The sequence below is a fragment of the Streptomyces laurentii genome (genome assembly GCF_040635425.1).
In the GTDB taxonomy this organism is placed as follows: Bacteria; Actinomycetota; Actinomycetes; order Streptomycetales; family Streptomycetaceae; genus Streptomyces; species Streptomyces laurentii.
Genome location: NZ_JBEYHT010000023.1, coordinates 23,040 through 48,324 on the forward strand (window position 1 = coordinate 23,040; position 25,285 = coordinate 48,324).

Here is a 25,285-nt window from a genome sequence, read left to right on the forward strand (position 1 = left end):
CGGTTCGGGACCTAAGTCGCCTGAACAAGGGACTTTGGCGGACAACGACGCCCGGTTCGTCCCCGTACCGTGTGGGTTGTGCGAGGCCGACCGTGGGGGCCGCGCCTTGCCATGAGTGAGGCCCGTACGCCGTCGGCGTACGGGCCTCACTCACACGCGCGGCCGCCTCGCGTCCGCGTCGTGAACGGGGTCACGGACGCGGTCGCGGAGGGCGTCGCGGAGGGGGTCGCGGAGGGGAATCGGAAGGGGACGAATCACCGCATGCGGGTGGCCCACTCCCGGACCTTCTTGATCCGTTCCCGGATCTGTCCGGCGGTCGCCTCGGCGCTCGGCGGGCCGCCGCACACCCGGCGCAGCTCGGTGTGGATCACCCCGTGCGGCTTGCCGCTCTGGTGCACGTACGCGCCGACCATGGTGTTGAGCTGCTTGCGCAGTTCGAGCAGCTCCTTGTGGGAGATCACGGGCCGCCGTTCGGCGGGCAGCTCCAGCAGGTCGGCCTCGGCGTCCGGCTTCTTGCGGCTGTGCGCGATCTGCCGGGCCTGCCGCTTCTGGAGGAGCAGCTGCACCTGGTCGGGTTCGAGCAGTCCGGGGATGCCGAGGTAGTCCTGCTCCTCCTCGCTGCCCGGGTGGGCCTGCATGCCGAACTCGGCGGCGTTGTAGAGCACCCGGTCGAAGACGGCGTCGGACTCCAGCGCCTCGAAGGGCAGCATGTCCTGCTCGCCGGTGTCCTCGTCCTGCTGGCGCTCGGCCTCCGCCATCTCCTTCTCGGACTCGGCGTACGGGTCCTCCTCGCCCTCCTTCTTCGGCCGGTCGAGGACGTGGTCGCGCTCCACCTCCATCTCGGTGGCGAAGCCGAGCAGGCTGGGGATGGTGGGCAGGAACACGGACGCGGTCTCGCCGCGCCGGCGGGACCGCACGAAGCGGCCGACGGCCTGGGCGAAGAACAGCGGGGTCGAGATCGTCGTCGCGTACACGCCGACCGCGAGCCGCGGGACGTCGACACCCTCCGACACCATCCGGACCGCGACCATCCAGCGGTCGGTGCCCTCGCTGAACTCGTCGATATGGTTCGAGGCTCCGGCATCGTCGGAGAGGACGACGGTGGCCTTGACTCCGGTGATCTCGCGGATCAGCTTGGCATAGGCCCGCGCGGAGTCCTGGTCGGTGGCGATGACCAGGCCGCCGGCGTCCGGGATCGACTTCCTGACCTCGGTCAGCCGCCGGTCGGCGGCGCGCAGCACGTTGGACATCCACTCGCCGCGCGGGTCGAGAGCGGTGCGCCAGGCCTGGGAGACGGCGTCCTTGGTCAGCGGCTCGCCGAGGCGGGCCTCGATCTCGTCGCCGGCCTTGGTGCGCCAGCGCATGTTGCCGCTGTAGGAGAGGAAGATGACCGGGCGGACGACGCCGTCGCCCAGGGCGTTCCCGTATCCGTACGTGTAGTCCGCGGAGGAACGCCGGATCCCGTCGTTGCCCTCCTCGTACGTCACGAAGGGGATCGGGTTGGTGTCGGAGCGGAAGGGCGTACCGGTGAGGGCGAGCCGCCGGGTGGCGGGCTCGAACGCCTCCAGGCACGCCTCGCCCCACGACTTGGAGTCGCCGGCGTGGTGGATCTCGTCGAGGATGACGAGGGTCTTGCGCTGCTCGCAGCGGTTGCGGTGGAGCATGGGGCGTACGCCGGCGCCGGCGTACGTGATCGCGACCCCGTCGTACTCCTTGCTGAGCGGCCCGGCGCTGTAGTCCGGGTCGAGCTTGATGCCCACGCGCGCCGCCGCGGCCGCCCACTGTTTCTTCAGATGCTCGGTGGGGGCGACGACCGTGACCTGCTGCACCACGTGGTGGTGCAGCAGCCAGGACGCGAGGGTCAGGGCGAAGGTGGTCTTGCCGGCGCCGGGCGTGGCGACCGCGAGGAAGTCACGGGGTTGCTCCTGGATGTACTTCTCCATCGCGCCCTGCTGCCATGCGCGCAGCTTGTTGGCGGTGCCCCAGGGGGCACGTCCGGGGAAGGCGGGAGAGAGGTGATGGGAGGCGGTGGTAGTAGTCACGATCTCCGGTTCGACGCTCGTCCAGATATGACAACCGGGCCACCTTACCGGTGCCGCCACCCTGATCCCGCATGAACGAGCCGGTGCCGCGGGGCCGTGAGAGAGTCCTCACACGGCCGGACAAAGACGTTGCAATCGCCCCGCAATGTCCTCTATATCCGCCACTTTTCCGCTCGCTACGTCCACCACCAGGTCATATGCCGCATCGAGGTCCACGTCGCCGAGATCGATCCCGTTGACGGCGAGGAACGTGGCCGCCGCGAGCCACGCGGCGCGCTTGTTCCCGTCGACGAAGGGGTGGTTCGCGGCGAGGGCGTGCAGGAGGACGGCCGCCTGCTCGTACGGGTCGGTGTACGCGCTCTCGCCGAACATCCGCGCCCGCGGCCGGTGCACCGCGGACTCCAGCAGTCCGGGCGCGCGCAGCTCCGGATCGCCCTCGCCGGTGAAGGCGATCCGGGCGATGTCGGTCACCTCGGCGACGGTCAGGAACCGGGTCGTGGTCCGCGCCGCGCTCATGCGCCGAGCCTCTCCAGCAGGCGCTGGTGGCGCTTCGCGAGCCGCATGGCCTGGATGCGTACGCGGGTGGCCTCACCGTCGACGTACCGCCGTACGGCCTCGGCGGCCAGCTCGTCGGCGCCGAGGCCGCGGGCGTCGGCGAGATCGGCGAGGTCGGGGGTGACGGGCAGCGTCACGGTGTCACGGTCCACGCGCCGACCGTAGGCGGGGGAGGAAGGCCGGGGCGACCGGTTTTCGGCGGGCGTGGCACTGCCCCCGTCCCTGGTCGGGGGCGGGGGCAGTGCCACATGGTCATCGCGGGACGCGGACCGGGGTCAGGCCACCGGTTCCGGCGCCCGCAGTCGCGTCGCGACCCACGCGCCCGCCGCCGCCACCACGGCCATGGGCACGAAGACGGCCACGAAGGCCGAGGGGTGCGATTCGAGCACCACCGACTCCACGCCGGTGTCCCCCACCGCTCCCCCGCCGAGCGCCGCGAAGGCCGCGCCGCCCGCCGCGAGGAGCAGGACGTTGGACAGGCCGTCGGAGATCTGGAGGGCGGCGGAGTTCACGCCGGCCTCCTCCGGCGCGGACAGCTTGAGCAGCAGCACGCTGGTGGAGGAGATCGCGATGCCCATGCCGAAGCAGCCGAAGGCCCAGGCGACCGCCACCGTCCACACGGGCACGCCGTGGATGAGCACGCTCGGCGCGACCAGGATGCTCAGCGCGATGAGCACCATGCCGCCGACGACCATCCGCTCCCGGTACGGCTCGGTGCCCGGCCGGGACTGCACCCACGAGCCGAGCGCCCAGGTCAGACCGCCGAGCGCGAGCGAGAGGCCGGCGAGGGTGGGGCTGAGCCCGCGCTCGGTGACGAGCATCAGCGGCACGAAGGACTCGGCGGCGATGAACGAACCGGCCGCGACACCGCGCAGCAGGATCACGGACGGCAGCCCGCGCGCGGCCCGCCAGGTGCCGTGCGGCAGCAGCCCGCGGATGGCGGGGACGAGCAGCGCGGCACCGGCGACGGCGGGCAGCAGCGACAGCCAGCGCAGTTCCTGGCCCGCGTACTGGAGCAGGGCCGCGCCGAGCGAGATCGCGAGCGCGAGCCGGATCCGCCGCCGGTCCCAGCCGGGGACCGGCGCCGAGGGGTCGGCGGGGCCGGAGGCGGTCCGGCGTATCGCGGGCAGCGCGAGGGCCAGCGGGAACACGACCAGGACGGGGATGCCGACGAACACCCAGCGCCAGCCCAGGTGCTCGGTGATCGTCCCGGAGGCGAGCGGTCCGACGACGGACGGCACGACCCAGCCGGCGGCGAACGCCGCCATCATCGCGGGCCGAAGATGCTCCTCGTACGCCCGGCTGATCACCACGTACAGCGCGACGATCACCAGTCCGCCGCCGAGCCCCTGCACGGCCCGGCCGAGGATGAACAGCCACATCGTCCCGGCCGTCCCGGACAGCAGCAGACCGGCGGCGAAGCAGCTCATCCCGACCGCGAGCGGCGCGAGCGGCCCGGTGCGGTCGGACCACTGTCCGGCCAGGACCATGCCGAAGAGGCTGGTCGTGAAGTACGCGGAGAAGGCGAAGGCGTACAGCGAGACGCCGTCCAGCTCGCGGGCGGCGACGGGCATGGCCGTGCCGACGGCGGTCGCCTCGAAGGCGATCAGCAGGACGACGGACACGATGCCGATGCTGAGCGCCCGATGAGCCCGGTCCAGCACGGATCCGCCGCCGGCCGGGAGAGGCGGTAGGGCGGCGGGGGTGGATGCGACGTCGGCGTCGCGCGGTTCAAGGGCACTCATACGCCCAAGAGTAAGGGCCGTATGACGTAGTGACCCCTGTCCGGAGTCGGATCCGTGCTGCCCCCTTGGTCGTACGCCCCTCGTACGCCCCTCGGCCGCCGTGACCTCGCCTTATGGCAGGCGTGTGGCAGGCATATGACGTCCGTGTGGCAGCCCGGCCGCATCCGTTGAACGCCCCGGGGGCCGGGCCGTAGCGTCGTTCCCGTCACCACCACGACCGTGTACCCGAGTGGTCCAGGGACTCGCCTGCAAAGCGAGCAACGTCGGTTCGAATCCGATCACGGTCTCCACGCGCCCGGACTCCCGGATTCGGATGGAATCCAGGAGTCCGGAACGCCCCCGCCTACGCCCCTTCCCGTCCGCCTCACGGCCGTGCGACAGTCCCCGCATGAGTGATCAAGGCAGACGCAAGCTGGGCATCCTCGTCGGCGTCGGCATAGCCGCCGGCACGCTGCCCGGCATCACCCTGGGCACGGAGACCGCGGACGCGCTGCTCTCCTTCGTCGTGGCCGCCGCCGTCCTCGCGGTCCTCACCCAACTGATCTTCATCGGCCCCTCGCAGCGCGTCCCCCTGCCCGCACTCCTGGCCTTCGGCTCCCTCGGCTTCGCCCAGGACGCCCTGATCTGGTGGCTGCTGTCCTGGCTGGGCCCGAAGATCTCCACCCTCCACGTCACGGGCCTCGGCACGATCCTGCTGGCAGCCCTGATCACCCGCGCGACCACCCTGCTGATCCACCAACTGCTCTCCCCGAAACCCACCCCGGAGCCCTGAGCCCTGAGTACCCTCAGGCCGGCCCGGCCAGCGATGTTTCGGGGAGCCGCAGCCCGTCCGGAATCCTCGGCGAGGATGCGCAGTCGAGAAGCTTCTGCATGTCACGACCAAAGGAAGCGAGCATGCGCGCCCTCAAAGCCGGGTCGGCGTTCTCCAACCCGCTACCCCACAGCTGGGTCTCCACGAGCAGTTGCGCACGTTGCCCTGAGGCCGTATCGGCCACTTCACAGGGGACGACCATGGAATGACCATAACCCCCGATAGGGGCCACGTAGATGTCATCCGCGACCTTCCCCCAATGAGCGACGCCTCTGCGTGCCATGTCCAGGCTGACGGTCGACCACCTTACGGTGCCATTCACGACCGCATTCACCTTCCCGCCGGAATCCCACTTCAGCACGCAACGAGGGAACACGTCACGGAGTGCATTCTTGTCCGAGTCCGGGTTCCATGCGCGTGCGGCCTTGAGCATGGCCCGGCGCAGATCCGGGGAAGGCCGCGATTCCGTGTGCATGTCGCCGCCCAGCTTCACATCCAAGGTTTCGATGTCGTCAGCTCCGAGAGCCTCTTGACAAACCTGCAGCGACTCCCGGGCGGCCGCACTCTCCTTTTTTCCATCCCCCGTGCATCCAGTGGCCAGCAGCACCAACGCCACTACCGATCCAGCCCTGAGTACGACCGGGAAGGCGTGAGCTCCCATCACTTGACCTTTCCCTCGGTGCCGGAAATCATCCGCGCTCCGTTACCGTACGCAGATTCCGCCCGACTCACGAGGTCAGCCCGCTCCGCTGAGCTCAGATCGAGAGACTCGGCATAGTTCGTGAGCGGCAGGACAGCCCTTACCTGCCCCTGCTTGTACAGCTGGGAAAGGTCATTCCGCGCTTCCTCGTCGTTGTCGAACTCATTATCCTTGAGATACTGAAGCGTATCCGTGGCATACGCGGTGTTGACCGCTCCACCCACGTTCTCCACGACCATCGGCACCACGGTGGCCGTCACCACTCCGGCAGCCGGACCCACCAACGCCCCCGTACCCAGACCGACGACGGCGCCGACGGCGCCACTCACAGCAGCTTTTCGCCACTCGGCATCCTTCTCGAGTTCCAGATTTCGAGCATCCTCGACATCCGTATATCCCGACCCGACATGGAAACCTCTTGCATCATCGAGAATTCCATGAACCTTGACGGTGTTGAGTCCGAACTGGATGGCGTTGTCGCTTTCATTCGCCAGGGCATGCATGCCGCTTGCCGCATAAAGCTGCTGGGCCGCCGAAATAGTGCGATACCCCTCACTGTCGCCCGCCACAGCCCTCATGAAAGCAGCACTCTCCGTCTCACCGAAGTCAGTTCGCGAGCTGCCGTCACTGCTGTTGGCGAAGAAATCGTCACGCCTGACGAAATCTCCGGTTCCGCCGAAATTGAAGATGGAGTAGTCGAGGTCGTCGATGTACGCCGCCCCCATGCGGCCCAGGCTGTCCGTCAGGGCCTCGTGGCGTTCCATCAGCTCGCTGTCGGAGCCGTAGTCCTCGATGACTTCCTTCATGATCTTCGCCGTGTCGGCGTCGCGCTTCAGGCCCGCGCCCGGGTCGTCCCACGCGTGGCCCGTCGTGGCCGCCTCCAGGGCGTGGCCCAGGGCGTCCGGCAGGTAGGTCGCCGAGTCGTCCTGGGTCCGTCCGGGGGTGTCGGGGAAGGACTTGTAGCCGGCGTCCTGGAAGAAGTCGAGGTAGCCGCTGAACGACTTGCCCTCGTCGTCCGGGTAGAGGTCCACGGGTGACGTGGACGGGGTGACGGCCTTGCGGTTGACCGATCCGTCCTCGTTGTAGGCCGTCGGCGGGTCCGCCAGGAAGAACTGCTTCGCCGCCTCCGGGCTGTGGCCGAGGGCCTCCAGAACCGAGATCATCGGGTCGAAGCCGGCTCCGTTCTCGCCCGCCGGGTTGTACGGGTTCTTCATCCAGCCGTTCGTCACGTTGTTGCCGAACATGTTCGGGTCCTTGGCGTGCAGCTGGGTGACGTGCTCGGCGATCGGTTTGAGGAACGCGGGGCTGTAGTCGCCATTGCGCAGGATGCCGCCGAGCAGCTGGTACCCGTAGGGCGGGTTGAAGTCGTTCCTGCCGAGCGGAACGGGCTGCGCGCCGAGCTTCCGCAGGTCCCTGGACCAGGTTTCGGCCCACTGGTCCCCGCCCTGCGTCGCCTGGGCCAGGTTGAGGCCGAGGTTCTTCTGCAGGTCCTGCACGTCGGCGACCCGCTGCTTGTCCAGCTCGCCGTCGTCGTTCCTGGTGTCCACCGACAACCGGCCGAAGAACTCCAGCGCCCCCTTGGGCCCCAGCCCGTCGTAGAACGCCCGCGCGAACGCCTTGGATCCGCTGTTGTCCGCCAGCAGTTCGTTGAGGCGTTCCAGCTCCTTGTGCGTGAGCTCCTTGCCCTTTTTCGCCAACTCCAGTGCACGGTCCGCCTCTTCGGCGTCGAGACTGGTGTACTTCGGGGTGCTGAAGTCGTGCTGGTCGGTGGTGACGTCCGCCTTCAGGGCGTTGGAGCAGGCGACGTCGGCCTCGTTGCACGTATCGAGGATGGCGTCGATGCGCCGCCGCACGGCACCGATGGCCTGTTCCTCCCGGCGGACCAGGTCGCGGTGGTCCGGATCGTTCCGTGCCCCTGGATCGCTCGTCTCGGCGACGGGGTGGACGGCTTCCACCGTTCCGTTGAACCGGACGACCAGCCCCTGGGCGGGTGCGTCGGTATCGGTGATCTTCTTGAGGTCGTCCTGGGCCTTCTTGAACGCCTGGTAGCCCTCTTGAAGGATCTTGTGGATACCGTCGGCGGCTTTCGCCGCGTCGCCGAACTCCTTGGCGGTCTTGTCGATGAACGGCTTGGCGACTCCGGCGTTCGTGCCCTGCCAGTCCTCGTCCTTGGCCTTCGCGGCCATCCTGGTCCGCGCGTCCTCGGTGAGACGGTCGAGCCTGGTCTTCATCTCCGCCCAGTCGTCGACCGCCGCCTTGAGCTTGGCGAGCGACGCTTCCATGACACTGGCGTACGTCAGCATGGCCGGCCCCCTACTTCAGGTACTGGTCGATCTTCGACTGGCTGATCGACGTACGGATGTCCTGGTCGTTCCGCGCATGCGTGGACGCGCTGTAGTCCAGGTGGTTGGAGATGTGGGCGCACGCGTCGACGAGCGTGCGCAGCTGCGAACTCCACATGCGCTGCACGGTGTTCATCGCGATGCCGGTGAGGAAGCCCTTGTCCGTCAGATCTCCGCCCGCCTCCTCGGTGGTGGCGCTCGCGTGCTTGCCGTCCTTGGCGAGACGGCCGTGCAGTTCGTAGGCGGCGTGCCCGAGGGCGCCGAGATGGTCCTGCCGGACCTTCAGATCCGCGTCACTGGCGCCGCCGCGCGACGGGTCCGACTGGTTGAGGCACATCGCGATGCGCTCCTGCGCGGCCTCGCGGGCAGCCGCCCACTCCTCGTCGAAAGACACGGCTTCTCCTCCCCCGACCGGCGCGACGCCGCCGCCCGTCGGCTCCGTTCCCCTGGGAACCTCTGGTGGCTGCCGATGCTAATGCAACGAAACGCGGGGGGAGTTGGCAGCGGGGCTGGTGCGCGAACAGGATGGCCGGATCCGAGGGCGGCGCCGCTCGGGCGCCAAGCCATCCGAGTGACCGACACCCCTGGCAGAGGACTCGCGCCGGCCCGCCCGCCCGAGATCACTCCGTACGCGGCCGGTCAACACGGGTCAAAGGCTGACCGGAACACGCTCCCGGCTCCGTCTCCGCCACAGAATTCCCGGCGGGGGTACGGCTCACGACGCTTCGGAGCGTGGCGGATCCCCGGGGAACGGCCACCCATCGGGCGATCCGGCCCGGGCCCTGCTTCAGGGTCCGGGCCGGGGCGTCAAGGACGACAGGGGCGTCCGGGGTGCCGGGGACGTCAGGAGCGTCGGGGACGTCAGGCGGTGACCACCGCCGCCTGGGGGCGGATCGGGAGGCGGTTGACCGGGCGGCCCGTGGCCGCGCGGACCGCGGAGGCCACCGCCGCCGGAGAGGTGACGACCGGGACCGCGCTCGCCGGCTTGGCGCCGAAGGGGGCGACGACGTCCCGCTCCTCGATCAGCTTCACGATGCGGATGTCGGGGGCGTCCAGGGCGGTCGGCAGGGCGTAGCCCGTCAGGTCGGGGTGCCGGACCAGGCCGCGTGAGGTGCGGAGGTTCTCGGTGAGGGCCGCGCCCACGCCCTGGGTGACGCCCGCCTCGATCCGGGTCGCCAGCTGCGCCGGGTTGAGGACGCGGCCGACGTCCTGGGCGACGGCCATCTCCACGACCCGTACGGTGCCCAGTTCCACGTCCACGTCCACCACGGCGCGGATGGCGCAGAAGGCGAGGCCGACGAAGGCGTCGCCCTGCCCGGAGTCGTCGAGCGGCTCGGTGGGGTGGGGGCGGCACTGGGCGGTGGCCCAGAGTTCCTTGCCCTCCAGGGTCTCGGCGACCGTGGTGGACAGGACGCCGTCGTACGAGGTGATGCGGCCGTCGTTGATCTGGAGCAGTTCGGTGGACATGCCGAACGTGTGGGCCAGCGGCTGGAGCAGTTGCGTACGGACCATCTTCGCCGCCCGCTCGACCGCGCCGCCCGAGACCCAGGTGTGCCGGCCGTGCGTGGCCGGGCCCGCCGGGGGCTGGTCGGTGTCGACGGAGGCCACGTGGACCTCGTCGATGCCCAGCGTCTCCTGGACGATCTGGCGGGCCAGGGTCGAGAAGCCGGAGCCCGTGTCGACGGCGGCGCAGATGACGGTGGCGACGCCGTCGTGGACGCGGACGGTGGCCGTGGACACCTCGTCGGTGCCTTCGGCGCCCAGCATGTGCACCATGCCGAGGGCGTAGCCGACGCCCCTGCGCACCGCGCCGGGCTCCCCCGCGCCATCCGGTCCGCCGGGCAGCAGCCAGTCCTCCTCCGGGGCGTCCATGGGGAGTTCGGGCAGCGGGAAGTCGCGTACGGCGGCGAGGAGTTCGGCGACCGGGGCCGGGCAGGTGACGGTCTGGCCGATGGGCAGGATGTCGCCGGTGGCCAGGACGTTGCGCATGCGCAGGTCGACCGGGTCGAGGCCGAGCTTGCCGGCCAGCTTGTCCATCTGCGCCTCGTACGCGGCGCACACCTGCATCGCGCCCTCGCCCCGCACATGGCCGGACGGCGGGTTGTTGGTGCGGACCGCCCAGCCCTCGACGAAGGCGTGCGGGACGACGTACGGGCCGCAGGCGAAGGAGACGGCGGCGGCCAGCGACTCCGACGAGGAGTCGGCGTAGGCGCCCGCGTCGAGCAGGATCTGGGCCTCCACCTTGACCAGGCGCCCCTCGGCGTCGGCGTGGTGGCGGTAGCGCAGCAGGGTGGGGTGCCGGTGGGCGTGGCCGAGGAAGGACTCCTCGCGGGTCGCGGTGAGCTTGACCGGGCAGCCGGTGCGCAGCGCGAGCAGGCCGAGCGGGATCTGGAAGCCGGGGTCCTCGCGGTCGCCGGTGGCGCCGGGGACGCCGGTCACGACCACCTTGACCTGCTCGGGCGGCAGGCCGAAGCAGGCGGCGGCGAGGTCGCGGTCGGTGTGCGGGTCGGTCGAGGCGGTGTAGATCTCGACGCCGCCGTCGGGGCGCGGTACGGCGAGCGCGGCCTCCGCGCCGACCGTGGCGGTGTCCTGACGGCCGATCCGGTACAGGCCCTCGACGACGACCTCGCCGGCGGCGTCCGGGTCGCCGAAGCGGAGCGGGATGTGCCGGATCAGGTTGCCGTCGGGGTGCAGCGGCTCCGCGGCGAAGGCCGCCTCGGGGTCGGTGACCGGTTCGAGGACCTCGTACTGGACGGCGATGGCGGCCGCCGCGAGCCGGGCCGTGTCCGGGTGGTCGGCGGCGACGGCGGCGATGGCCTCGCCGTGGTGGCGGACGAGTTCGCCGGCGAAGACGGGGCGGTCGGCGACCCGGCGGCCATACGTGGAGGCGCCGGGCACGTCGGCGTGGGTGACCACGGCCCGTACGCCCGGCATCTCGGTCGCCCCCGACGTGTCGATCGACACGATCCGCGCGTGCGGGTGCGGGGAGCGCAGGATCGCCGCCCACAGCAGGCCCTCGGCCCAGAGGTCGGAGGCGTACGGGAAGGTGCCCTCGGTCTTGGCCCGCGCGTCGGCCTGCGGGAGCGAGACGCCGATCCCGTGGACGTGCCCGCCCTCGGGATCCATGGTCGTCGGGTCGCTGCTCACGCCGTGCCTCCGTCGTACGGGTGGGGGATCTGGTGCGGGATGCGGGCGGCGTCGTCGCCGGCGTGGCCGCCCGCCGCCCCGTGGCCGTCGGCGGCCTGCGGGTCGGGGTGGGCGGCGCGTCCGGCGACGACCTCGCGGACGGCGTCGAGGACGCCCCGGTAGCCGGAGCAGCGGCACAGGTTGCCGCTCAGGGCCGTCCGGGTCTCCAGGTCGGTCGGGGCGTGGTTGCCTTCGAGCAGGTCGTGGACGGTCATCGCCATGCCGGGGATGCAGAAACCGCACTGCACGCCGCACTTGGCGAGGGCCCGCTGGACGTCGGACGGTTCGCCGTGCTCCGCCAGGCCCTCGACGGTCCGTACCTCGCTGCCGGCCGCCGTCGCCGCCGGGACCAGGCAGGAGGCGACGAGCCGGCCGTCGACCTGGACGTTGCAGGCGCCGCATTCGCCCTGCGAGCAGCCGTCCTTGGCGCCGGCGAGGCCGAGCCGCTCGCGCAGGACGTAGAGCAGCGACTCGCCGATCCAGGCGTCGGTGACGGGGCGGTCGGTGCCGTTGACGCGCAGCACGTAGGAGGTGTGGGGGTGTTCGTCGTTGCCCATCGGCGGCAGGACGGCGGGCGCGTCGGGCGCCTCCGGTACGACGGGCGCCTCGGGCGGTACGTCGAGCACCTCGGGTACGTCGGGCAGGTCGAGGACGTCGGGTGCGTCGGGCACGTCCAGCACGTCGGCCGCAAGCGGCGCGTCCGGTACCGGGGCCGGCGGAGGCGCCTGCTCCGGTACGAACACGGTGTCCGGTACGGGGGCGGTGACCGGCTCGGGCGCGGGCATCGGCGCGGGCATCTGCTCGGGCATCTGCTCGATCACCGGCTCGGGCGTCGTCTCCCGTACGGGCTCCGGGACGTACTCCGGTGCCGGCTGTTCCCGTACGTGCTCCGGTGTCGGCTGCTCCCGTACGTGCTCCGCCCACGGCGCGGGCGCGCCCCCCGGCAGCGTGTCCGTCGCCCCCGGGTAGGTGGCCGGTCCGGCCGCCTGCGTCCCCCAGGTCTCGGGCGCCGTCTGCTCGGCGACCACCGGCGGCTGGACCTCCCAGCTGCCGGTCGCCATCGGGTCCCCGGCCTGGTCCGGCGTCGTGAACGGGGTCAGCGGCGTCGTCGGCGTGAGGGGGGCGAGCGGGGTGAGCGGGGTGATCATCGGCGGCACGTAGCCGTGGCCGGGGGCCTCCAGCGGCGTGCCCTCCAGCATGAACTCGGGCGGCAGCTGGACGAACGCGGTCGCGTCTCCGTCGTACCCCTCGCCCTGCGGAACCGGCTCCCACCCACCCGTAGGGGGCTGGTGGTTCGCGTGCCCCGGGTAGTCCGGGTGACCCGCGTATTCCGTGTGACCGGTGTGGTCCGTGTGACCCGCGTATTCCGTGTGGTCCGTGTGGTCCTTGTGTGCGTCACTCACGACAGCGCCCTCCCCAGTGCCCGTCGGGCCAGCGCGGCGACCGTCCGCCGCAGGTGCAGTACGGTCGGCGGCACCTTCTCGTCCCCCTGCGGGTCCGGCACGCAGGCGGCGCCCACGTACTCGCCGAACGCCGTCAGCGCCTCCGGCGCCAGCCCCCGCTCGCCGTCCCAGTCCACCAGCGAGGCGATCCACTGCTCCGCCTCCAGCGGCCGCAGCGGCATCGGCGCGATCGCGCCGACCGCGCAGCGCACCCCGCGCCGCGCCGGGTCGAGGACGACGGCGACGGAGGCGGTGGCGCGGGCCGGGCCGGTGCGGCCGGTGGCCTTGAGGAAGACCTGCGGGGCGTGCAGCAGCGGGACGCGGACGAAGGCGACCAGTTCGCCGGGTGCCAGCATGTCGCGGCCGGCCAGCAGGTGACTGACGGGCAGTTCGCGGGTGCCGAGCGGGCCGACGACGACCAGGTCGGCCTCCAGGGCGGCGAGCACGGGCAGCGAGTCGCCGGTGGGCGAGGCGGAGACGATGTTGCCGCCGAGGGTGCCGGCGTTGCGGATCTGCGGCGGGCCGGCGACGCGCGCGGCGGCGGCCAGCGCCGGGATGAGGGCCGCGAAGTCGGGGCGGCCCATACGGGCGTGGGTGAGGCCGGCGCCGAGCAGCGCGTGGCCGTCCTGGTACTGCCAGCCGCGGATCTCGTTGATACGGCTGAGGCCCACGAGTCCGGCGGGGCGCAGCCGGCCGTGGTTGACGGCGGCCATGAGGTCGGTGCCGCCGGCCACGGGAACGGCGGCCGGCATGGCCGTGAGTGCCGCCACGGCCTCGTCGAGCGAGGCGGGCAACGTCACGGACCGCGCCGTGTGTGGTGCCGTCTGTGGTGCGTGCGTGGTCAACCCGCTGCCCCTTCCCGGTGTCCCGGAGTTCCCCGATCGTCCCGGCTGTCACGCCTGTGTGGGCGTACGGTACGTGCTCACGGCCTGGACGTGGCAACTCTGGCACATCTTCCGAACCGTACGTCGCGAGGGTCCGTGAATGAGAGGTTCCGCGCGGGACGGCGCGCGGAACGGGCCGGAGCCGCGTTTCACCGTGTCACGGCGGCGCCGGGCGGGGCGCGTCGGGTCGCCGCGCGGGCGGGTCTCACACGTTCGGGGGCGTTCCCTCCAGAGGGCGACCCGGCACGCCGGGGCGACGCTGCCAGGGGCGCGGTCCGCCGGGCGGGCGGTACTCCACGCCGAGGGCGTCCAGGCGCCGGTAGTGGGCGGTCATCCGGCGCTCGAATCCGGCCAGGTCACGGGCGTCGGGCGCGGGCAGCTCGGACCAGGCGACCTCGGCGAAGGCGGCGAGCCGGGGCTGGGTCTGGTAGTCGACCCGGGACCGGTTCTCCATCACCTCGGTCCACACGTTGGCCTGAGTGCCCAGGATGTGCGCGGCGGCTGCCTCGGACAGGCCGGGCGGGACGGGTTCGAAGCGGTAGACGTCGGCCAGGGTGCGGACGTATCCGATGGGCATCGGCTCGTCCTCGCCCGGGTCCTGACGGTGGTCCAGGTAGACCTGCTGCTCGGGGCACATGACCACGTCGTGGCCGGCCTCGGCGGCGGCGATCCCGCCCGCGTAGCCGCGCCAGGACGAGACGGTCGCGCCGGGGGTGAGGCCGAGCCCGGTGGTCCCGCCCGGACCGGCGTCGGCGCCACTCTCGGTCACGGTGCCGCCTTCGGTCACGGCGCCGCTCTCGGCCGCAGTGCCGCTTTCGGCCAGGGGGACGAGCGGGGTCCCGGCGGCCGGGCCGCCCTCCAGGATCTCGTCCCAGCCGACGAGCCGGCGGCCGCGCGCGGCGAGCCAGCGGTCGAAGTGCCGGACGAACCACGCCTGGAGACCGTCCTCGTCGCCGACGCCCAGCTCCTCGATCCGGGCCCGCGCGGTGGGCGACGCCTTCCACTGGTCCTTGGGGCACTCGTCGCCGCCGATGTGGACGTAGGGCGACGGGAAGAGGCCGAGGATCTCCTCGAAGACGTCCTCGTAGAAGCGGAGGACGGCGTCGGTGGGGGCGAGGACGTTCGGGTTGACGCCCCAGGTGTCCCAGACGGGCAGGGCGGTGGTGTCGACGACGTCGCCGTTGCCGAGTTCGGGGTACGCGGCGATGGCGGCCTGCGAGTGGCCGGGGAGGTCGATCTCGGGGACGACCGTGATGTGCCGGTCGGCCGCGTAGGCGACGATCTCGCGGATGTCGTCGTGCGTGTAGAAGCCGCCGTGCGGGGTCTCGTTCCACTGCGACGACTCCCGGTGGCCCCACTTGCTGCGGGCCCGCCAGGAGCCGACCTCGGTGAGCCGGGGGTGGCGCTCGATCTCGACGCGCCAGCCCTGGTCGTCGGTGAGGTGGAGGTGCAGGACGTTCAGTTTGTGCGCGGCCATCAGGTCGAGCTGGCGCAGGACATCGGTCTTGGGCATGAAGTGGCGGGCGACGTCGAGCATGAGGCCGCGCCAGCGGAAGCGGGGGGCGTCGGTGACGGTGAGGGACGGCAGGTCCCAGGCGTGCCCGGCGGGCGCGACGCGCGCCGCGCGGTGGGCCTCGGGGCCGAGCAGCTGACGCAGCGTCTGGGCCGCCCAGAACACCCCGGCCGGGCCGCCGCCCTCGATGACGACGGCCGCGTCCGCGACGGAGCCGTCCGCGGACAGGACGTACCCCTCCGGACCGTGCTCCCGTTCCACGTCGGCGCTGATCCGCAGCCGGATCGCGTGCGGTCCCGCGCCGTCGGCCAGCGGCAGCCCGGTCGCGGCGCCGAGCACGGCGCGCAGCCAGCGGGCGGTGCGGTGGGTGCCGGGGCCGGCGTCGACGGTGGTGCGCTCGTCGAGGGTGACGTACCCCGGTGCGCCCGAGGCGTCCAACGCTCCTGGCGCGCCGCCCCGGCGGGCCGCCTCCCGGGGCGCCGGGATCAGGTCGAGGTCACGGTACGGGGGGTGAGCGTTCATCGGGTCCGTCCTCCGCCACACGAGTCGTTGCATCATGCGCAACGGGCGTTCCGCACTGCACAACACGCGTGAGCGTAGGGGCGCTCCCGGGGCGGCCACAAGTGCACCCGCGTCCCGCATCGGCGGCATAGGACGGCGCCCGCACCCCGCCTCGACGGCATATGACAAACGGCCCCCGGCGGGCGCACCCCTTCAGGGGCGCCCGCCGAGGGCCGTTCGCGGCCGGTCCGGCCTGGCGTCGGAGGACTACTTCTTGTCCTTGCCGCCCTTGTCCTTGTCGCCGCCGGCGCCCATGGAGTCGTAGATCTCCTTGCACATCGGGCACACCGGGTACTTCTTGGGGTCGCGGCCGGGCACCCAGACCTTGCCGCACAGTGCCACCACGGGAGTGCCCTCGAGGGCACTCGCCATGATCTTGTCCTTCTGGACGTAGTGGGCGTAGCGCTCGTGGTCGCCGTCGCCGCGGGACACCTGCGGCGTCGGCTCGACGAGGATCCCCGTACCTGCCCCGCGCTCGGGCTCGAGAGTGCTCATGGGACCCAAGGGTACTGGGTACGGGGCGCCCCCAGACCCGCCCGCGTGCGCCCCTCCGAGCGGGCGAACGCCCCGCTCCCGGCGAGCCGTCGCGCTTCCGTGCGCCCCTTTCTCCGCCCGGGGCGCCGTCCTGCCATCGCCACGGTTCATCACCAAGGGCTACGACCGATCCTCACCGTGCGATCCACCCCCGAAAGGTTTCGCGAACCTCCAGGACGCGCCGGCCGCGATCACCCGGAACCGCGTCCTCCGACAGCGGTCGACGAGGACGCCTCAGTTGGAGGACGCCTCAGTTGAGGGACGGGTCGTCCGGGTACGTGGCCACCATCGCCAGCTCGCCGCGCTGCCGCCGCAGCACCTGGCGCCACAGCGTGTCCGGGCGCGGGTGGGAGACGTCGCCGGGCTCGGACTCGACCACGTACCAGGCGCCGTCGCGCAGCTCGGTCTCCAGCTGGCCCGGGCCCCATCCCGCGTACCCCGCGAAGATCCGCAGGGCGCCGAGGGCCGGGCCGACGAGCTCGGGCGGGGCCTCCAGGTCGACGAGCCCGATCGCCCCGTGCACCCGGCGCCAGCCCAGCGGGCCCTCGTCGCCGGGGATGACGGCGATGCCGAGGGCGGCGTCGAGCGAGACGGGGCCGCCCTGGAAGACGACGCCGGGTTCGCCGGCGAGTCCGGCCCAGGCGGCGAGGACGTCGCCGACCGTCACAGGGGTGGGCCGGTTGAGGACCACGCCGAGGGAGCCCTCGTCGTCGTGATCGAGCAGCAGGACCACCGCGCGGTCGAAATTGGGGTCCGCGAGCGCGGGGGTGGCGACGAGCAGCCGGCCTGTGAGCGAGGACACCTCCGTCATGCGGGACATGATCCCGCATCCAAGCCGCCCGCGTTCGGGGATCGCGGCGATGCGCGGGGATCGCGGGGACGCGCGGGGGTTGCCCGGGCCGGTCCGGGGCAGGCGTACGCCACCGCAGGTCAGCCGTGCGCCGTCACGTGCCCCCGGAGGAGGAACCGGAAGAAGCGGACGGTAACACTCCGCAAGATCACGAGAACAGAGGGTGTTGTGCCGAATTCATTACATTCGCGGGCCCCCCTCACCCACCCGAGTGGGGTCTCCACGCCCCTTACTCTTTTGACTGGCCCATCCGACCTACGACCCGGAACGCGAGATTCATGACCGGCACTGACGATGTCCTGCTTGTCCACGGCGGCACCCCGCTGGAGGGCGAGATCCGCGTCCGAGGCGCGAAGAACCTCGTGCCCAAGGCGATGGTCGCCGCACTTCTCGGCAGCGGGCCGAGCCGACTGCGCAACGTGCCCGACATCCGCGACGTCCGCGTGGTCCGCGGGCTGCTCCAGCTGCACGGTGTGACCGTCCGCCCCGGCGACGAGCCGGGCGAGCTGATCATGGACCCGACGCACGTCGAGTCCGCCAACGTGGCCGACATCGACGCGCACGCCGGATCCTCCCGGATCCCGATCCTCTTCTGCGGCCCGCTGCTGCACCGCCTCGGCCACGCCTTCATACCCGGCCTGGGCGGCTGCGACATCGGCGGCCGGCCGATCGACTTCCACTTCGACGTGCTGCGCAAGTTCGGCGCCACGATCGAGAAGCGCGCCGACGGCCAGTACCTGGAGGCCCCGCAGCGGCTGCGCGGCACCAAGATCGCTCTCCCGTACCCCTCCGTGGGCGCGACCGAGCAGGTCCTGCTCACCGCCGTCCTCGCCGAGGGCGTCACCGAGCTGTCCAACGCGGCCGTGGAGCCGGAGATCGAGGACCTCATCTGCGTCCTGCAGAAGATGGGCGCGATCATCGCCATGGACACCGACCGGACCATCCGGATCACCGGTGTCGACCAGCTCGGCGGCTACAACCACCACGCCCTCTCCGACCGCCTGGAGGCGGCGTCCTGGGCGTCGGCGGCGCTGGCGACCGAGGGCGACATCTACGTGCGCGGCGCGCAGCAGCGCTCGATGATGACCTTCCTCAACACGTACCGGAAGGTCGGCGGCGCCTTCGAGATCGACGACGAGGGCATCCGCTTCTGGCACCCGGGCGGCTCGCTGAACGCGATCGCGCTCGAGACGGACGTGCACCCCGGTTTCCAGACCGACTGGCAGCAGCCGCTGGTGGTCGCGCTGACGCAGGCGTCGGGCCTGTCGATCGTGCACGAGACGGTGTACGAGTCGCGGCTCGGCTTCACCTCGGCGCTGAACCAGATGGGTGCCCACATCCAGCTGTACCGCGAGTGCCTGGGCGGCTCGGCCTGCCGCTTCGGCCAGCGCAACTTCCTGCACTCGGCGGTCGTCAGCGGCCCGACCAAGCTCCAGGGCGCCGACCTGGTCATCCCCGACCTGCGCGGCGGCTTCTCGTACCTGATCGCGGCCCTGGCGGCGCAGGGCACCAGCCGGGTGCACGGCATCGACCTGATCAACCGCGGCTACGAGAACTTCATGGAGAAGCTCGTGGAGCTGGGCGCCAAGGTCGAGCTGCCGGGCAGCGCGCTGGTCTGACGCCTGCCCCTCCCCCGTATCCGCCCTGTATCCGCCCGGCCTCGCACCGCCCTTCGGCGCGCGAGGCCGGGCGGTGGGCTTTCCGGGGGATTCCCAGGGCGCCTCGGGGGCACTCCTGGACGGGGCCCGGGCCCTGAGGCCTCCGGGAGCTTCCCGGGCTTCTCAGGGACGGAAAAGAGGGCGGCCACCCCCTGACAGGGTGGCCGCCCTCTTCGCTTGCCTGAGCGCTCCTGAGGGCCCGCCTGGGCCGCTTCCACGGTGGTCGGCGGCCTCAGTGGCCCTCGGCGCGCTGCCTCCAGGCCTTACTTGCCCTTGGCGGCTTCCTTGAGCTTCGAGCCCGCGGAGACCTTCACGCTGAAGCCGGCGGGGATGTTGATCGGGTCGCCGGTCTGCGGGTTGCGGGCGGTGCGAGCGGCACGGTGGGTGCGCTCGAAGGTCAGGAAGCCGGGGATGGTGACCTTCTCGTCGCCCTTGGCGACGACCTCGCCGACGGTCTCGGCGAGCGCGGCCAGAACGGCGTCGGCGTCCTTGCGGGTCACCTCGGCGCGGTCGGCCAGGGCGGCCACCAGCTCACTGCGGTTCATTTCGTTACTCCCGTGTTTCTTCTTGCCTGTGAGGCGGGTTGCCTGTGAGGCGGTCCATGCGGCCGGGGCCGCATGAGTGGGCACTGCGAAGCCGATGCTGCCAGGGCCCTCGGACACTCCCTGGACCCGGGTCCGGTCCCAGACCACGCGCCCAGACCGCATCCTGCCCCCACCAGCGGCGGGAACGCCAATCCGGCACCCTCTGGGGTCACACGAAAAGCGCCGGTTCCCGCCCTGGTGACGTCACGTCCACTCCGCACGCCGGTGACGACGCGGCGGAGCCGAACTACCACCCTAAAGGCGGGTTTGGGGTGCGGCGACCCGCGACACGCACCCCTGGGCCCGGCGGCGTACCCGTCAGGCGTCGGCCGCCCGCGCGGCGTCGCGGACGGCTCCGGCGACGGCTCCCGCGACCTTGTCGTTGAAGACCGACGGGATGATGTAGTTCGGGTTGAGCTCGTCCCGGGTGACGACGTCGGCGAGCGCCGTTGCGGCCGCGAGCATCATCTCGGTGTTCACGGCCTTGGACTGGGCGTCCAGGAGGCCGCGGAAGACACCGGGGAAGACCAGCACGTTGTTGATCTGGTTGGGGAAGTCCGAGCGGCCGGTGGCCACCACGGCGGCCGTCTGGCGGGCCGCGGCCGGGTCGACCTCGGGGTCCGGATTCGCGAGCGCGAACACGATCGAGTCGTCCGCCATACGGGCGATGTCGTCGCCGTCGAGGAGGTTCGGGGCGGAGACGCCGATGAACACGTCGGCGCCGACGACGGCGTCCTTGAGAGTGCCGGTGACGCCCTCGGGGTTGGTGTTGTCGGCGATCCAGCGCAGCGGCGAGTCCGGGGCGGCGTCGACCAGGTCGGCGCGGTCCGCGTGCACGACACCGTGGATGTCGGCGACGACGGCCTGCTTGACGCCGGCCGCGATGAGCAGCTTGAGGATGGCCGTACCGGCGGCGCCGGCGCCGGACATGACGACCCGTACGCCGCTGATGTCCTTGCCCACCACGCGCAGCGCGTTGGTCAGCGCGGCGAGCACGACGATGGCGGTGCCGTGCTGGTCGTCGTGGAAGACCGGGATGTCGAGGGCCTCGCGCAGCCGGGCCTCGATCTCGAAGCAGCGGGGCGCGGAGATGTCCTCCAGGTTGATGCCCGCGAAGCCGGGGGCGATCGCCTTGACGATCTCGACGATCGCGTCGGTGTCCTGGGTGTCCAGGCACAGCGGCCACGCGTCGATGCCCGCGAAGCGCTTGAAGAGGGCCGCCTTGCCCTCCATGACCGGCAGCGCGGCCTTCGGGCCGATGTTGCCGAGGCCGAGGACGGCGGAGCCGTCCGTCACGACTGCGACGGAGTTGCGCTTGATGGTGAGGCGACGGGCGTCCTCGGGGTTCTGCGCGATGGCCATGCACACGCGGGCGACGCCCGGGGTGTAGATCATCGACAGGTCGTCACGGTTGCGGATGGGGTGCTTGGACGCCATCTCGATCTTGCCGCCGAGGTGCATCAGGAACGTACGGTCGGAGACCTTGCCGAGCACGACGCCTTCGATGCCGCGCAGTTGCTCGACGATCTCCTCGGCGTGCGCGGTCGAGGTCGCGGCGATCGTGACGTCGATACGCAGCTTCTCGTGGCCGGAGGCGGTCACGTCGAGGCCGGTGACGGAGCCACCGTGGGTCTCCACCGCCGTGGTGAGCTGGGAGACCGCCGTGCCGCTCGCGGGCACCTCCAGGCGGACCGTCATCGAGTACGAGACGCTGGGCGCCGTTGCCATGACCGTGTTCCTCTGCTTTCCCTGGTCGTGCTGCCACGCCGACGGACTGGTCGCCCGGCGGCGTCCTCCGATCGTCGCACCTACCTGCCAGTAGCAGGTAATGCGGTCATTTCGTTTTCGGAAATCTTTTTCCACCATACGAGAGACCGGAGGGAAACAGAAGAGGCCCCGGTCACCTGGAGGTGACAGGGGCCTCGACTGTGTATCGACGGATCGACGTGTCGATGTATCGAGTTCAAGTGGCACCGACCCGCCATGCTCGCCTCGCGGCAAGTGGTCCCTCTAAGGGACGAAGGTTGGGCCCGGGGGCTTGGATCGAGCCGGTGCCACGACAAGGCTAACAAACCACCCTGGTACGTGATTCCCGAAGCGCGCGTTGACGTCGAACCGGCCCCGGACGGCCGCAGGAGCGGGTGCGGTACGGGCCGGGAAGCGGCCTTGGCGGGCGTACGCGCGCGGGGGCGGGTTCTCCCTCGCCCCGCGCGCGTACGGGCCGCTCCGGCCGCTCCGGCCACTCAGTCCCGGAGCAGATCCGGCACACCGTCCGCGTCCGGCAGGTCGCGCTCGCCGGCGATCACCGTGAGGGCCTGCGTGGACCGGGTCAGGGCCACGTACAGGACGCGCAGGCCGGCCGGCGACTCGTCGGCGATCTCGGCGGGCGAGACGACCACGGTGGCGTCGTACTCCAGACCCTTGGCCTCCAGGGAGCCGAGCGCCACCACCCGGTCGCCGAGCCCGCCGAGCCAGCCCGCCGCCTGCTTGCGGCGGTCCATGGCGACGACGACGCCGACAGTGCCGTCGACCTCGCCGAGCAGCCGCTCGGCCTCCGCCCGTACGGCGGCGGCCATCGCGGCCGTCCCCGGCTCCGCCAGCGCGACGAAGCGGGGCTCCACGCCCGTGGAGCGCACCGCGCGCGGCGACTCCTTGCCGGGCATCGCGAGCGCCAGCACCTTCGCGGCCAGCTCGGCGATCTCGGCCGGGTTGCGGTAGTTCACGGTCAGCTCGAAGCGGCGGCGCGGCCGGGTGCCGAGGGCCTCGTCGCGGGCGGCGGCGGCCTCGTCGGGGTCGGACCAGGAGGACTGGGCCGGGTCGCCGACGACCGTCCAGGTGGCGTGCCGGCCGCGGCGGCCGACCATGCGCCACTGCATGGGCGTGAGGTCCTGCGCCTCGTCGACGATGACGTGGGCGTACTCGACACGCTCGGCCGCGAGCCGTTCGGCGCGCTCGCGCTGGGTCTCCTCCCGTACCGGCATCAGCTCCTCCAGGCCCGTGAGCTGGTCCAGCGGGTCGTACTCGCGCTTCTTGCGCGGCCGGGCCGGGGTGCCGAGCAGCGTGGCCAGCTCGTCGAGCAGCGCCACGTCGTGCACGGACAGGCCGGGGCGGCGCAGCGAGCGGGCGAGCCGGCGCGTCTCGCCGGGGTTGAGGACGCGGCGGGCCCAGCGGCCGAGCCGCTTCTCGTCGGCCATGGCGTCCAGGACCCGGCGCGGGGTGAGCTCGGGCCACCAGGCGTCGAGGAAGGAGAGGAAGGAGTCCTCGGTCGACACGTCCTCGTCGAAGGAGGAGCGCAGTTCGGCGGCGAGCTGGGGGTCGCTGTGCCGGCCGGCGGCGCCGGACTTGGTGTACAGCGCGTCGAGCAGCAGCCGGCGGGCGCGCGGGCGCAGCAGGTTGACGGGCGCGGTGCCCCCGAGCACGTTGTGCCGGATGCGCTTGAGCTCGTCGGCGTTCAGCTCCAGGCGGCGGTTGAAGGCGACGACGCGCAGAAGCGTCGGGGTGCCCTGGGGCGCGGCCGTGCCGCCCTCGTCCTCCTCGTCCCCGAGTTCCGCCTGTACGGCCTTCGGCGCGGGCGTCTCCAGGGCGCCGCGGGCGGCCTTGCGCAGCACGGCGAGCATCCGCGAGGAGCCCTTGACCCGGGCGACGGCGGGTTCGTCGTACGCGTCGGCCTCGGCCCCGTCGACGAGCGAGCCGAGGGCCCGGATGGCGACCTGGCCCTCCTCGCCGAGCGAGGGCAGCACGCCTTCGGTGTACGACACGAGCAGCGGGGTCGGCGAGACGATGAGGATGCCGCCGGAGTAGCGGCGCCGGTCCTGGTAGAGCAGGTAGGCGGCGCGGTGCAGGGCGACGGCGGTCTTGCCGGTGCCGGGGCCGCCCTCGACGTACGTGACGGAGGCGGCGGGGGCGCGGATGACCAGGTCCTGCTCGGCCTGGATGGACGAGACGATGTCCCGCATGGTGTGGCTGCGGGCCTGGCCGAGCGCGGCCATGAGGGCGCCGTCGCCGATGACGGCCAGCTCGTGGCCGTCGAGGGTGGCCGTCAGCTCGGGGCGCATCAGGTCGTCCTCGACGCCGAGGACCTTGCGCCCCTTGGAGCGGATCACGCGCCGGCGCACGACCCGGCCCGGGTCGACCGGGGTGGACCGGTAGAAGGGGGCGGCGGCGGGGGCGCGCCAGTCGATGACGAGCGGGGCGTAGTCGGCGTCGAGGACGCCGATGCGGCCGATGTGCAGGGTCTCGCCGATCTCCGCGTACGTGCCGGAGTCGTCGGCGCGGAGGGCGTCCTCGGCGGGTTCGACGGAGGTGTACGCGCCGTCGGGCCCCTTCTCGCCGTCCTTTCCGTAGAGGAGGTCGATCCGGCCGAAGAGGAAGTCCTCGAACTCGTTGTTGAGCCGGTTGAGATGGATGCCGGCCCGGAAGACCTGGGCGTCACGCTCGGCGAGTGCGCCTGGTGTGCCGACATGGCCCCGCTGGGCCGCGTCGTTCATCAGGAACTCCGCCTCGTGGATCTTCTCTTCCAGGCGGCGGTAGACCTGATCCAGATGTTCCTGTTCGACACCGATCTCACGGTCTCTGACCGTGTCGACGGCTTCCTGCGCGGCCACCGGGGCCCCCTTCTGACGTGCACTTGGCAGCCGTCGAGCGTACGCCACCCGGGGCGCCGTGTCAGTCCTGGGCCCGGTCGGCACGCGGGAGGAAGCGCGGGCGCGGGAGGCAGGGTGACGGGAGCGGGGCGCGATGCCGTCCGTACCCAAGGGGCGAGGGGCCGGGCGTGTACGGCCCTGTGGGCTCGGCACCGGCGCCCCGGAGGAGAACCGAGCCCCAGAGAAAAGGGCCGGCCCGGGCGTACGGGGGAGTCGCCCGGGCCGGCCGGAACCGGAGCGGCTCGGGGGGTCGCCGGTCCGGTTGTCAGGTGTCCCCGCAGGTCAAGCCGGGGGCACCCACAGCATGAACGTTGAACGGTTTAATATCTACGAATCGTTTTTCCTACGAATTCAGACCCGGAACGACCGGGGCACACGGGGGTGCGATGAACAAGACGGCCTTGCGTGCCCTGCTCAAGGAGCGCCGCGAGCTGATCGCCCCCGAGGCCCATGGCCTCTCCCGCCCGACCGGCCGGGGCCGGCGCGCCCGCGGGCTGTCGCAGCAGCAGGTCGACGAGCTGACCAACCGCGCCGTCGACACGTACAACCGCCTGGAGACGGGCCGCTATCCGAACCCGCCCGCCGACTACCTGCGGCAGGTCGCCCGGCTCTTCGGGCTGAACGAGCAGGAGTGGGTGTCGCTGTGCCGGTACGCGGGGATCGGCGACCCGCCCGGGCCGCTGCACCCGTCGTCCGGGCTCGAGGTGCCGGGCGTGTGGCAGGAGGCCGTGGATGGCATCACCCACATGGCGTACGTGACCGATGCCTCCTGGAACCTGCTCGCGCACAACCGGCACTTCGCCGAGATGTACCCGGGCGGGGTGCCCCCGGCGAACATGATGCGCTGGATGCTGCTCGACACGTCCGCCCGGGACACGATCCTGGTCGACTGGCGCGAGGGCTGGGCGCCGCTGGTGCTGCCGCAGCTGCACGCCGCGCTGGCCGCGCGCCGCGACGACGCGACGCTGCGGCAGATCGAACGGGAGGTGCGGGCCGATCCCGATCTCGGGCCGCTGTGGGAGGCGGGCGGGGCGCACATCCATCCGGACGGCGACGAGCGCCCGATCCATCACGCGCTGCGGGGTGCCGGGCATGTCTCGATCTGCGCGGCGCAGCCGCTCACCGCGCCGGGCGCACGGCTGCTGATCATGATCTTCCGCCCGGGCCCCCGGAAGTCCCACGCCCGCGCGCCGATGCTGCGCGCCCGGACGTAGGACCGGCGGCCCTCCGGCCTC

At 71.8% G+C, this 25,285-nt stretch carries 19 protein-coding genes and 1 tRNA gene; 4 read left to right on the forward strand and 16 right to left on the reverse strand.

What is annotated here, in order from left to right; all coding sequences use genetic code 11:
• Positions 1–254: 254 nt before the first annotated feature.
• The 4 genes from ABZ693_RS16795 to ABZ693_RS16810 form a co-directional block, all read right to left on the reverse strand.
• Positions 255–2,045: a DEAD/DEAH box helicase gene (locus ABZ693_RS16795; protein WP_359877407.1), complete on the reverse strand. Its 1,791-nt coding sequence runs from the start codon at positions 2,043–2,045 to the stop codon at positions 255–257.
• 105 nt (positions 2,046–2,150) lie between these two features.
• Entirely contained in the window at positions 2,151–2,558 is a 408-nt protein-coding gene (locus tag ABZ693_RS16800) for a type II toxin-antitoxin system death-on-curing family toxin (protein ID WP_359877272.1), read from the reverse strand.
• Positions 2,555–2,749 (reverse strand): hypothetical protein, encoded by a 195-nt coding sequence (locus tag ABZ693_RS16805; protein ID WP_359877275.1) that lies wholly within the window; start codon positions 2,747–2,749, stop codon positions 2,555–2,557. Before ABZ693_RS16805 ends, ABZ693_RS16800 begins: the two co-directional genes overlap by 4 nt.
• Positions 2,750–2,872: 123 nt before the next feature.
• The gene (locus ABZ693_RS16810) at positions 2,873–4,342 is read right to left on the reverse strand and encodes an MFS transporter (RefSeq protein WP_359877278.1); all 1,470 of its coding nucleotides are present in this window, start codon (positions 4,340–4,342) and stop codon (positions 2,873–2,875) included.
• Between the two features lie 215 nt (positions 4,343–4,557).
• Between ABZ693_RS16810 and ABZ693_RS16815 the strand changes: the two genes are divergently transcribed.
• Both ABZ693_RS16815 and ABZ693_RS16820 read left to right on the forward strand, forming a co-directional pair.
• Positions 4,558–4,632: transfer RNA gene (locus tag ABZ693_RS16815), tRNA-Cys, on the forward strand.
• A gap of 98 nt (positions 4,633–4,730) precedes the next feature.
• Positions 4,731–5,114, forward strand: a complete 384-nt coding sequence (locus ABZ693_RS16820; RefSeq protein WP_359877280.1) for a hypothetical protein — start codon at positions 4,731–4,733, stop codon at positions 5,112–5,114.
• 13 nt (positions 5,115–5,127) lie between these two features.
• On the opposite strand, the gene ABZ693_RS16825 is transcribed toward ABZ693_RS16820, so the two are convergent.
• The 9 genes from ABZ693_RS16825 to ABZ693_RS16865 form a co-directional block, all read right to left on the reverse strand.
• Complete coding sequence (locus ABZ693_RS16825) at positions 5,128–5,769, reverse strand: hypothetical protein (protein ID WP_359877282.1); 642 nt, start codon at positions 5,767–5,769, stop codon at positions 5,128–5,130.
• A gap of 44 nt (positions 5,770–5,813) precedes the next feature.
• On the reverse strand, positions 5,814–8,156 hold the full coding sequence (locus ABZ693_RS16830) for a hypothetical protein (RefSeq protein ID WP_359877285.1): 2,343 nt from the start codon (positions 8,154–8,156) through the stop codon (positions 5,814–5,816).
• 10 nt (positions 8,157–8,166) lie between these two features.
• Positions 8,167–8,589 (reverse strand): hypothetical protein, encoded by a 423-nt coding sequence (locus ABZ693_RS16835; protein ID WP_359877288.1) that lies wholly within the window; start codon positions 8,587–8,589, stop codon positions 8,167–8,169.
• 467 nt (positions 8,590–9,056) lie between these two features.
• Positions 9,057–11,321 (reverse strand): molybdopterin cofactor-binding domain-containing protein, encoded by a 2,265-nt coding sequence (locus ABZ693_RS16840; RefSeq protein ID WP_359877409.1) that lies wholly within the window; start codon positions 11,319–11,321, stop codon positions 9,057–9,059.
• 17 nt (positions 11,322–11,338) lie between these two features.
• Positions 11,339–12,784: a (2Fe-2S)-binding protein gene (locus ABZ693_RS16845; RefSeq protein WP_359877290.1), complete on the reverse strand. Its 1,446-nt coding sequence runs from the start codon at positions 12,782–12,784 to the stop codon at positions 11,339–11,341.
• On the reverse strand, positions 12,781–13,668 hold the full coding sequence (locus ABZ693_RS16850; protein ID WP_359877293.1) for an FAD binding domain-containing protein: 888 nt from the start codon (positions 13,666–13,668) through the stop codon (positions 12,781–12,783). The genes ABZ693_RS16845 and ABZ693_RS16850 overlap by 4 nt, the downstream gene beginning before the upstream one ends.
• Positions 13,669–13,912: 244 nt before the next feature.
• A complete protein-coding gene (locus ABZ693_RS16855) occupies positions 13,913–15,742 on the reverse strand; it encodes a beta-N-acetylhexosaminidase (protein ID WP_359877296.1) in 1,830 nt (609 codons plus the stop codon).
• Positions 15,743–15,988: 246 nt separating this feature from the next.
• Positions 15,989–16,276 carry a DUF3039 domain-containing protein gene (locus ABZ693_RS16860; RefSeq protein WP_359877299.1) on the reverse strand — a complete coding sequence of 96 codons (288 nt, stop codon included), beginning with the start codon at positions 16,274–16,276 and terminating at the stop codon, positions 15,989–15,991.
• A gap of 289 nt (positions 16,277–16,565) precedes the next feature.
• Entirely contained in the window at positions 16,566–17,126 is a 561-nt protein-coding gene (locus tag ABZ693_RS16865; RefSeq protein WP_359877301.1) for a YqgE/AlgH family protein, read from the reverse strand.
• Between the two features lie 317 nt (positions 17,127–17,443).
• On the opposite strand from ABZ693_RS16865, the gene murA reads away from it, so the two are divergent.
• Positions 17,444–18,784: a UDP-N-acetylglucosamine 1-carboxyvinyltransferase gene (gene murA, locus ABZ693_RS16870; protein ID WP_359877303.1), complete on the forward strand. Its 1,341-nt coding sequence runs from the start codon at positions 17,444–17,446 to the stop codon at positions 18,782–18,784.
• A gap of 302 nt (positions 18,785–19,086) precedes the next feature.
• On the opposite strand, the gene ABZ693_RS16875 is transcribed toward murA, so the two are convergent.
• From ABZ693_RS16875 to ABZ693_RS16885, 3 genes are all read right to left on the reverse strand, one after another.
• Positions 19,087–19,368, reverse strand: coding sequence for an HU family DNA-binding protein (locus tag ABZ693_RS16875; protein ID WP_331910766.1), 282 nt, complete (start codon positions 19,366–19,368; stop codon positions 19,087–19,089).
• Positions 19,369–19,725: 357 nt separating this feature from the next.
• The gene (locus ABZ693_RS16880) at positions 19,726–21,135 is read right to left on the reverse strand and encodes an NAD-dependent malic enzyme (RefSeq protein WP_359877307.1); all 1,410 of its coding nucleotides are present in this window, start codon (positions 21,133–21,135) and stop codon (positions 19,726–19,728) included.
• A 515-nt stretch (positions 21,136–21,650) separates the two neighbouring features.
• On the reverse strand, positions 21,651–24,011 hold the full coding sequence (locus ABZ693_RS16885) for a HelD family protein (protein WP_359877310.1): 2,361 nt from the start codon (positions 24,009–24,011) through the stop codon (positions 21,651–21,653).
• A 425-nt stretch (positions 24,012–24,436) separates the two neighbouring features.
• On the opposite strand from ABZ693_RS16885, the gene ABZ693_RS16890 reads away from it, so the two are divergent.
• Entirely contained in the window at positions 24,437–25,264 is an 828-nt protein-coding gene (locus ABZ693_RS16890; RefSeq protein ID WP_359877312.1) for an MmyB family transcriptional regulator, read from the forward strand.
• Positions 25,265–25,285 lie beyond the last annotated feature (21 nt).